The organism is Aeromonas aquatica (genome assembly GCF_000764655.1).
Taxonomy (GTDB): domain Bacteria; phylum Pseudomonadota; class Gammaproteobacteria; order Enterobacterales; family Aeromonadaceae; genus Aeromonas; species Aeromonas aquatica.
On sequence record NZ_JRGL01000125.1, the window covers coordinates 1 to 8,683 of the forward strand.

At 58.7% G+C, this 8,683-nt stretch carries 8 protein-coding genes and 1 pseudogene; 3 read left to right on the plus strand and 6 right to left on the minus strand.

Going from position 1 to position 8,683, the window contains the following annotated elements; genetic code table 11:
• The 3 genes and pseudogenes from LG30_RS0116530 to yceD all read right to left on the minus strand — a co-directional run.
• Positions 1–291: pseudogene (locus LG30_RS0116530) on the minus strand (phosphate acyltransferase PlsX); the annotation flags it as partial.
• Positions 292–300: 9 nt separating this feature from the next.
• Positions 301–468 (minus strand): 50S ribosomal protein L32, encoded by a 168-nt coding sequence (gene rpmF, locus LG30_RS21665; RefSeq protein ID WP_081966227.1) that lies wholly within the window; start codon positions 466–468, stop codon positions 301–303.
• Between the two features lie 21 nt (positions 469–489).
• Positions 490–1,011: a 23S rRNA accumulation protein YceD gene (gene yceD / locus LG30_RS0116535; RefSeq protein ID WP_033131802.1), complete on the minus strand. Its 522-nt coding sequence runs from the start codon at positions 1,009–1,011 to the stop codon at positions 490–492.
• Positions 1,012–1,339: 328 nt separating this feature from the next.
• Here yceD and LG30_RS0116540 point away from each other — a divergent pair, with 328 nt between their 5' ends.
• Complete coding sequence (locus LG30_RS0116540) at positions 1,340–1,726, plus strand: hypothetical protein (RefSeq protein WP_152599351.1); 387 nt, start codon at positions 1,340–1,342, stop codon at positions 1,724–1,726.
• A gap of 27 nt (positions 1,727–1,753) precedes the next feature.
• On the opposite strand, the gene LG30_RS0116545 is transcribed toward LG30_RS0116540, so the two are convergent.
• Positions 1,754–2,404 carry an START domain-containing protein gene (locus LG30_RS0116545; protein WP_052101148.1) on the minus strand — a complete coding sequence of 217 codons (651 nt, stop codon included), beginning with the start codon at positions 2,402–2,404 and terminating at the stop codon, positions 1,754–1,756.
• 210 nt (positions 2,405–2,614) lie between these two features.
• Between LG30_RS0116545 and LG30_RS0116550 the strand changes: the two genes are divergently transcribed.
• Positions 2,615–3,196 (plus strand): Maf family protein, encoded by a 582-nt coding sequence (locus LG30_RS0116550; RefSeq protein WP_033131804.1) that lies wholly within the window; start codon positions 2,615–2,617, stop codon positions 3,194–3,196.
• A 78-nt stretch (positions 3,197–3,274) separates the two neighbouring features.
• Here LG30_RS0116550 and LG30_RS0116555 read toward each other — a convergent pair whose 3' ends face one another.
• Together LG30_RS0116555 and rluC are read right to left on the minus strand one after the other, a co-directional pair.
• A complete protein-coding gene (locus LG30_RS0116555; protein ID WP_033131805.1) occupies positions 3,275–3,922 on the minus strand; it encodes an HAD family hydrolase in 648 nt (215 codons plus the stop codon).
• Positions 3,922–4,866 (minus strand): 23S rRNA pseudouridine(955/2504/2580) synthase RluC, encoded by a 945-nt coding sequence (gene rluC, locus LG30_RS0116560; RefSeq protein WP_202963165.1) that lies wholly within the window; start codon positions 4,864–4,866, stop codon positions 3,922–3,924. Before rluC ends, LG30_RS0116555 begins: the two co-directional genes overlap by 1 nt.
• 413 nt (positions 4,867–5,279) lie before the next feature.
• Here rluC and rne point away from each other — a divergent pair, with 413 nt between their 5' ends.
• Entirely contained in the window at positions 5,280–8,453 is a 3,174-nt protein-coding gene (gene rne / locus LG30_RS0116565) for a ribonuclease E (protein WP_033131807.1), read from the plus strand.
• The last annotated feature ends 230 nt before the right edge of the window (positions 8,454–8,683 follow it).

Below are 8,683 nucleotides of genomic sequence, written 5' to 3' on the forward strand. Positions count from 1 at the left end.
ACCGGCCTTGACCAGGTTCAGCACCACCCGCATGGAGGAGTCTTTGAGGGTACGCAACGCGACGATCGGTTTATCACCCATGGCAACGACCTGGGAGGCATGGACAAAACGAACGCGGGGATGAGTCAGCAAGCCATGTTGCTGTAACAAGGAGGCGGTCTGGTGTTGGTCACCGACCAGAATAAGTTTTAGCTGAGGCAGAAGAGACAGTGCCTGCACGGCGGCAGGCACTGTTTCCGAGGGGCCAATATCTCCCCCCATTATGTCTAGCGCGACAGTTTGCGTAGACAAAGGCAATCCTTAAGCGATTACCTTTTTACCGCGGTAGAAACCATCGGCAGTCACGTGGTGACGACGATGGATTTCACCACTGGTCTGATCAACAGTCAGTGCTGCAGCGGTCAGTGCATCGTGGGAACGACGCATGCCACGCTTGGCGCGGGTTTTACGGTTCTGTTGTACGGCCATGGTAGGCTAACTCCTAAAAATTCACTTACGTTTGAGCGCTTCAAGAGCTGCAAAGGGATTCGGCCGCTCATCAGCAGGCTCGATGTCACCCCAAGTCATTTCCATGTTTCCTCGCGGGCAGGCATCCATTGGATGCATAGCCACTTGAGGCAACGAGAGGATGAGTTCATCCTCCAGGATTTGATGAAGATCTATCTCGCCGTTTTCGTCCAATTCAATGGGCTCATAAGCTTCCGGCAGCTCTTCCTCGTTTGTTCTTTCGAACAGCGGAGTGTAGATAAAATCAGCTTCGCAAAGGTGCTCGAACGTCTCACCGCAACGTTGGCAAACCAGTTCGACCTTGGCATGGGCAGTGCCTTTCATAACGGTCAACTTCTGGATGTCTTTACCAAACTGCAGGGTGACGTCCACATCACTTTGCAAGCCTTCGGTTGATGCTTCCAGTCTAGGCATCTGCGACTTTTCCACTATCCCGACATAATCGAGTAGCTTCAAGGCATTACGGACTGGATCAACCTTAACGGGCAACTTCACCTTTTGCATAGGGCGCGAATATTATAGGTCCAACAAGGGATAGTCAAAGGAAAAAGTCCTTACCGCCGATGATTTTAACCACGCAGGCCCCTGAAGACAGGAACTTGCGTTCATCGGTAGCTGATTATGCCACAAACAGCGGGATCCAATACAGGATCCTGCACGATCAACCCTCCGCTCATCGGCTGCGCGGGCAAACTAGGTGAGCTTACCTGCCTGTTCAATTCCATGCTCGACCTGCTTCATCGGCCGGATCTGGTCGTGGTTCAGACCTACGCCAGGTTCTGTACTCAACATGATGACGGATCTCATTGAAGGACATTATTGGAGCTTGTTTATGAAAGGCTTGATCCCTTGCTCGTTGGCGCTGGTTTTATTGATTATCTGTTCGCAGTCATCCGCGGTCGCCGAAGAGAAGACCACCGGACACGACTACCGGGAGCAGGAGATCGAGTCTTTCATCCCCTGTGACGCGGACAATGCGTTCTGGATACAGGGTGAGAACAAGGTGCTGCAATCCCTGCGAGACAAGTTGAGCAAACGGGACGAAAGTCATCCGGCTTCCCCCCAGCCGCTCTATGTGGAAGTGACGGGGCATTTCGAAGACAACCCCAATACAGAGGGACGCACGGCCGACTACGATGGCCTCTATCGCATCGAGTCCGTGCTTGCCAGCCGACCGGATAGCCCGGCCGGTTGCCCCCTGCTGGTGATGGATGATTGAATCAATATTTCGCCCTCGCTCAAGGGTTCAGGGGGTGGCCGTACAAAGGTTTTTTGCGCTCAACAGGGATGGCTGATGCCGAGGCATAGCCTCCATCAGGCGGCGAATGGCTTGGAAGCTTTCTAGAGCCGCCTTGATGGCGACCGGATTGACTATCCAGCCCGGCAGGCTGTTGCCCGGGTTGGTGTAAGTTTCAAGCCGGACCAAGGTACTCCCATCTGGTTGTGGCAGGGCTTCCCAGCGCCCATCGCTGGCCCGGATCCGCACCAGACCCGGCTGCTCACGCAGCGCATCGGGCTCGGCCCAAACCTTGAGCGCCAATCCGCAGTCGGCCCGTCTCGACACATGGGAGCGGGTGATGAGCTCCCTGTCCTGCACCGGCCAGGGGGATTCCAGTAGGGTATAGACCAGTTCATCATCGGCACCGGATCTTGCCAGCACCCGCACCTCGCGGCTCTTGGGCAGCCACTCCCGGTGCCGACTGGTATCACGCAGCACGGTCAGGAGCGCAGTAGGTTCGGCCATGACGCGCATCTCCAGGCGAAGCGCCAGGTAGGGACCCGGTGGACGTGGCTGGGTCCAGATGTTGACTCCCCCCTCCCCCTGCTGAGGTTGCCACCCCTGCCCCCAGCTCGAGAAAGTGATCAACATCAAGGCCAGTGCACAACATTTTTTCATCCTTGCCTCCCCATTCTCACTCCTATGCTTATAGCCGTTTTTCGTGCAGCCGCCCCATCTTCGTCCTGGGACCAGTCAATGCGCCCTCATGCTCTCGATTATTACCTGCCAAACCTCAGGAACGAGAACCTGACCGGCCTGTCTGTTTGCGCCAAACCACGCTGCCATATAGAATCAACCAATTGATTTATAAATGGATATCATCAGATTATGAGCGCCCCCCTGATCCTTGCCTCGACCTCCCGCTATCGCAAGACGCTGCTGGAAAAACTTGGCTTGCCGTTTCAATGTGCCTCTCCCGAGGTTGACGAGTCGCCTCTGCCGGATGAATCGGCCCAAGCCTTGGTCGCGCGACTGGCCTTTGCCAAGGCGGATGCCGTCGCCCGACACCATGATCAGGGGTTAATCATTGGTTCTGATCAGATGTGCGTGTGTGACGGCCAGATCCTCGGCAAGCCGGGCACGGTAGAGAAGGCGGTGGCGCAGCTGATGGCGGCGCAAGGCAAGAGTGTCACCTTCTATACCGGCCTCTGCGTGCTGGATGCGGCCAGTGGCAAGGCAGAGCAGCTGGTTGAACCCTTCACCGTGCATTTTCGCCACCTCGATGAGGCCGCCATTCGCCGCTATGTGGAAGCGGAGTTACCCCTCGATTGCGCGGGCAGCTTCAAGTGTGAAGGCATGGGCATAGTGTTGTTCAAGGGGCTGGAGGGGCGCGATCCCAATGCGTTGACCGGCCTCCCCCTTATCGGTCTGATCGAGCTGCTGGCGCGCCATGGTTTGGCCTTGCCATAATTTGCTATAAAAATAGAAAATGACGAGATAAAAAACGGGAGCCAAGGCTCCCGTTTTGCTGTTGTGTCGTATAGGACACTAACTCAGCAGCCGTCTCAGCTCATCCATGGTGTCGACCACGGCAACCGGATCATGGGCTTGCAAGCGCTCCCTGTCATGTACGCCCCAGGTAACCCCCACGCGTGGCATGGCGAGCGCCTCTGCCATCGCCATGTCGTGGATGGAATCGCCGATCATCACTGCCTGTCCGGCCACCAAGTCCAGCTCATCCAGGATCTGGGTCAGCATCAGGGGATCGGGTTTGGAGTTCGCCTCGTCTGCGCCACGGGTGGCGGCAAACAAGGGACGCAGCCCAGTCTCATCCAATACCCGGTCCAGCCCACGACGGGACTTGCCGGTGGCGACCGCCAGGGCGATGCCCTGTGCGTGCCAGTGGTGCAGCAACTCGCTCGCCCCGGCAAACAGCGGGCTTGGCGTATCGTCATGCAGATAGTGATGGCGATAGCGGGCGATCAGGGCCTGAGCTCGCTCGTTTCCCTGCCCCAACCCAAACAGGCGAGGAATGCCCACCTCGAGGCTGAGCCCGATGATCTGATGCGTCTCCTGCGCCGTCGGCACGGGTTCGCCACAATCCCGGGCGGCCCCCTGCACGCAGGCGACGATCCGCCCCACCGAGTCCATCAGGGTACCGTCCCAGTCGAAGATGGCGAGCCGGATATCTTGCATCAGCGGGCCAGCTTGTTCAGGAAGCTGTCGAGCTCGGGAGCGAGCGGTGCTTCCACTTGCATCTCACGATCGTCGACCGGATGGGTGAAACTGAGCTTCCAGGCGTGCAGGAACAGCCGTTTCAAGCCTTGAGCACGCATCTTCTCGTCGAAGGCAGCCTCACCGTATTTGTCATCGCAGGCGATGGGATGGCCAGCATGCTGGGTATGAACCCGGATCTGGTGAGTACGGCCGGTGATAGGGCTGCACTCGACCAGGGTCGCCTCGGCAAATTGACGAGCGATGCGGAAGCGGGTCTCGGATGGCTTGCCATCGCCGCTGACCCGCACCACTCGCTCGCCGGACTGCAGATCATTCTTGCGCAGCGGCGCGTTGACCACCTTGACGTGGGGCTGCCATTGGCCGCGCACCAGCGCCAGATACTGCTTGCGCATGGTTTTGACGCGCAGTTGCTCGTGCAGGCTGCGCAGGGCACTGCGTTTCTTGGCGACCAGCAGCACGCCGGAGGTGTCGCGATCGAGCCGGTGCACCAGCTCCAGGAAGCGGGCCTCCGGGCGCAGGGCACGCAGCCCCTCGATGACCCCGAAGCTCAGGCCACTGCCACCGTGCACGGCCATGCCGGACGGCTTGTTGAGCACTATCATGGCCTCGTCTTCAAACAGGATCTGACTCTCCAGACGCTGGATGCTGCCGAGGTTGGCGGAGGGCAGTTCGTTCTTCTCGGCCACGCGCACGGGGGGCACCCGCACCTCGTCGCCGACACAGAGTTTGTATTCGGGTTTGATGCGTTTCTTATTGACGCGCACCTCGCCTTTACGAAGGATGCGATAGATCAGGCTCTTGGGGACGCCCTTTAGCTGAGTCTTGAGAAAATTGTCGATGCGCTGCCCTTCATGCTCAGCTTCGATGGTGAGCAGCTGCACTTGTTGATGTATCTGTGTCATGGCGCGGATTTTAACACTGCCGGTGGTCCTTGGCTGCATGCTTTGTTAAAAAATGGCGTCTTGCTATAAAAGTGGTTTAAATGGGATAATAAACAAGGTTTTGTCATTGTGTTCAAGCCTTGTACTAAGTGGCCAAAATTTATGCCACCCAATCCCGAAACACCGTGTATACAAGAACATGACGGTTCCCGGGTGCGAGGTACAACGCATGGAGAACGCAAACAGAACCGATTTAATTGTCTCCACATCGGTATCCTTAATTCGTGCCTTCTCGAGAAGGCAGAACCAGAGTGCCCTTAGTTTGCGCCTCATGCATGCCCCAACCGGGAGGTTGCCCAAGCATGCTGAAGACCCGAGGCCGGCGCCGGCAGGATCCTGTGGAGGAATCAAAATGACAAAATAATGAGAACTCAATGAAAAGAATGCTAATCAACGCGACTCAGGAAGAGGAGTTGCGCGTAGCGCTGGTTGACGGACAACAGCTCTACGATTTGGATATTGAAAGTCCGGGACACGAGCAGAAGAAAGCGAACATTTACAAGGGTAAAATCACCCGCGTAGAACCCAGTCTTGAAGCTGCTTTTGTTGACTATGGCGCCGAGCGCCACGGTTTCCTGCCATTGAAGGAAATCGCCCGCAATTACTTCCCCTCCGGTTATTCCTATCAGGGTCGTCCCAACATCAAAGAAGTGGTCCGCGAAGGCCAGGAAGTCATCGTCCAGATCGATAAGGAAGAGCGTGGCACCAAGGGTGCAGCCCTCACCACCTTTATCAGTCTGGCCGGCAGCTACCTGGTGCTGATGCCGAACAACCCCCGTGCTGGCGGCATTTCCCGTCGTATCGAGGGTGACGAGCGGACCGAGTTGAAGGAAGCCCTGAATGGTCTGACCGTGCCGGACGGCATGGGCCTCATCGTGCGTACCGCCGGTGTGGGCAAGTCCCCGGAAGAGCTGGAATGGGACTTGAACGTTCTGCTCAACCACTGGGACTCCATCCACAAAGCCTCGCAGAATCGCTCGGCGCCGGTGCTTATCCACCAGGAAAGCAACGTGATCGTGCGTGCCATTCGTGACTATCTGCGTCGCGATGTGGGCGAGATCCTGATCGACAATCCGGTCATCTTCGAACGTGCCAAGTCTCACATCGAGCTGGTTCGCCCCGATTTCCTCAATCGCGTGAAGCTGTACAAGGGTGATGTTGCCCTGTTCAACCACTTCCAGATCGAGAGCCAGATCGAGTCAGCCTTCCAGCGTGAGGTGCGCCTGCCCTCCGGCGGCAGCATCGTCATCGATCCGACCGAAGCATTGACCTCCATCGATATCAACTCCTCCCGCGCTACCAAGGGCGGCGATATCGAAGAGACAGCGCTGCAGACCAACCTGGAAGCGGCCGACGAGATTGCCCGTCAATTGCGTCTGCGTGATCTGGGTGGCCTGATTGTCATCGACTTCATCGACATGACCCCGGTGCGCCATCAGCGCGACGTGGAGAACCGTCTGCGTGAAGCCGTGCACCAAGACAGAGCCCGCATCCAGCTGGGACGGATCTCCCGTTTCGGTTTGTTGGAAATGTCCCGTCAGCGCCTGCGTCCCTCCCTCAACGAGTCCAGCAGCCATATCTGCCCTCGTTGCCAGGGTCAGGGTGTGATCCGTGACAACGAATCACTGGCCTTGTCCATCCTGCGTCTCATCGAAGAAGAGGCCATGAAGGACAATACCGAGCAGGTACACGCTCAGGTGCCGGTCGATGTCGCCGCTTATCTGCTCAACGAGAAGCGCGCTTCTATTGCCGGTCTGGAACAGCGCAATGAGATCCGTGTCTACATCATTCCGAACCAGCATCTGGAGACCCCGCACTACGAGGTCACTCGCATTCGCAAGGGTGAGATCGCAGAAGCGGCCAGCTACGAGCTGAAAACCGAGATTGCCAAGCCGGTCTACCAACCGAAGCAGGCTCAGGTGATCGAGCGCGAGCAACCGCTGCTGCAAGGCTTCGTTCAAGCACCCCAGCCTGCCGCACCGACCGCCCCTGCCCCTGTGGTAGCACCGGCTCCGGTTGCCGCCGAGCCAGGTTTGTTTGGCAAACTGTTCAAGGCCATCTCCGCTCTGTTCGCATCCGATGCGGCACCTGGCGACGTGAAAGCGCCCGCCGAGAAACCGGCCGTACGTGAGGCGAGCAAAGAAGAGGGTCACCGTCATCAACGTGACGAAACCCGCAGCCGTGGCCAACGTGGTCGTCGTGATGACAACCGCGGCAACCGCCCCTCTGCGGAAGCCGGTGAGAAGCGTGAAGGTGCAGCCAACCGCGAGGGTGGTGAGAACCGCAACCGTCGCCCACGCAAAGAACGTGAGCCTCGCCAGGAGCGTGAAGTCCGTGGTGAACAGCGCATGGATCGTGAACCCCGTCAGGAGCGTGAGCCCCGCGGTGAGCGCAACGAACAGCGTCTGGATCGCGAACCTCGTGAGCCGCGTCAGGAACGTGAACCCCGCGCCCCGCGCCCGGCTCGTGAACCCCGTGCTCCGCGCGAACCTCGCGCCGAAGTGGTCGTTGAAGCGGTAGAAGCCGTTCAGCTTGATACTGCTATTGTCAATGACGAGCCGCAGCAGGAGAAAGAGCAGAAGGTGGCCGAGCGTCGCGAACGTCGTCAACTGCGCAAGCAGGTTCGGGTCGATGTCGTGGCTGCCGAGACCCCTGCTCTGCCGGTGGACGAGCAGGTGAATGAGGTCGTCGATGCCCAGGCCGTGGCCGGTGAGCAAGAGGAGCAGACCGACGGTCAGCGCCGCTCTCGTCGTACCCCGCGCAGCCAGCGGATCGAAGGCCAGCGTCGCAAGCGCATCAACGAAGATGCCCGTGGCCAGCGTGATGATGAGCCCCAAGCTGACATTCAACTGACTGCGGCCGCTCAGGCGGATGCGGCTCAGGTGAAAGTGGAAGAGCCTGCGGTACCCGTCGTCACCATCCCGAGTGCCGAAGCCGTTGCCGCCGCACTGCAAGCCTCTGCGGCGCTGACCGAGCACGTGATCGCCGAGGCCATCGCCGAAGACGCTCACGAGCAAGCCGAAGCTGTCGTTACCGCCCCGGCCGAGGTTGCTGAAGCTGTTGTCGCTGAGCCGGTGGCCATCGTCGCAGACGTGGCGCCAATCTCTGCTGCCGAGCCGGTGACTGCTGAAGTCGAAGTGGCTGTGATCGCCGAGGACGCGCCTGTTGCCGAAGCCGTCGTAGCTGAGGTGGCACCTGCTCCGATTGCGGTTGAAACTGTGCCCGTTGTCAGCGCCGAGTCTGCTCCTGCACCACAGGTTGAAGAGGTTGTGGCCCCGGCCATTGCACCTGAAGCCGTGGTCGTTGCACCGACTGAGCCTGCTGCCAGCGCCCCTGTGACCAAATCGGTCAACAAGGGTACCGGTGTATTGGCCCGCGCTCGCAAGGCCTCTGCGCCCATGGCAACGCCAGCAGCTGTGCCTGCCCAGGCTACTCGTGAGCCGGTGGTCCAGGCACCTTTGGTTCGTAACGAGGTCGCCAGCTCAGGCCGCCACGGTGGCAGCACCGCTGCCGTCAACGTGGCTAAGAGCCCGGCGGGTCGCCCCTGATCCGCTAGCTTGCTAGCCTGATAAAAGAGCCACACATTGTGTGGCTCTTTTTTTGTTTGTGTCCCGTCCTGAATATGGTTTACACCTTTCCCCCCCAATAAATGGAGAACCCGATGGGACAAGGTGTGAAACGGACACAGCGCGATTACTCGCTGACTTTTAAACTGGCGCTGGTCGAGCAGATTGAAAAAGGCGAGCTCACCTACAAACAGGCTCAGGCCCGTTATGGC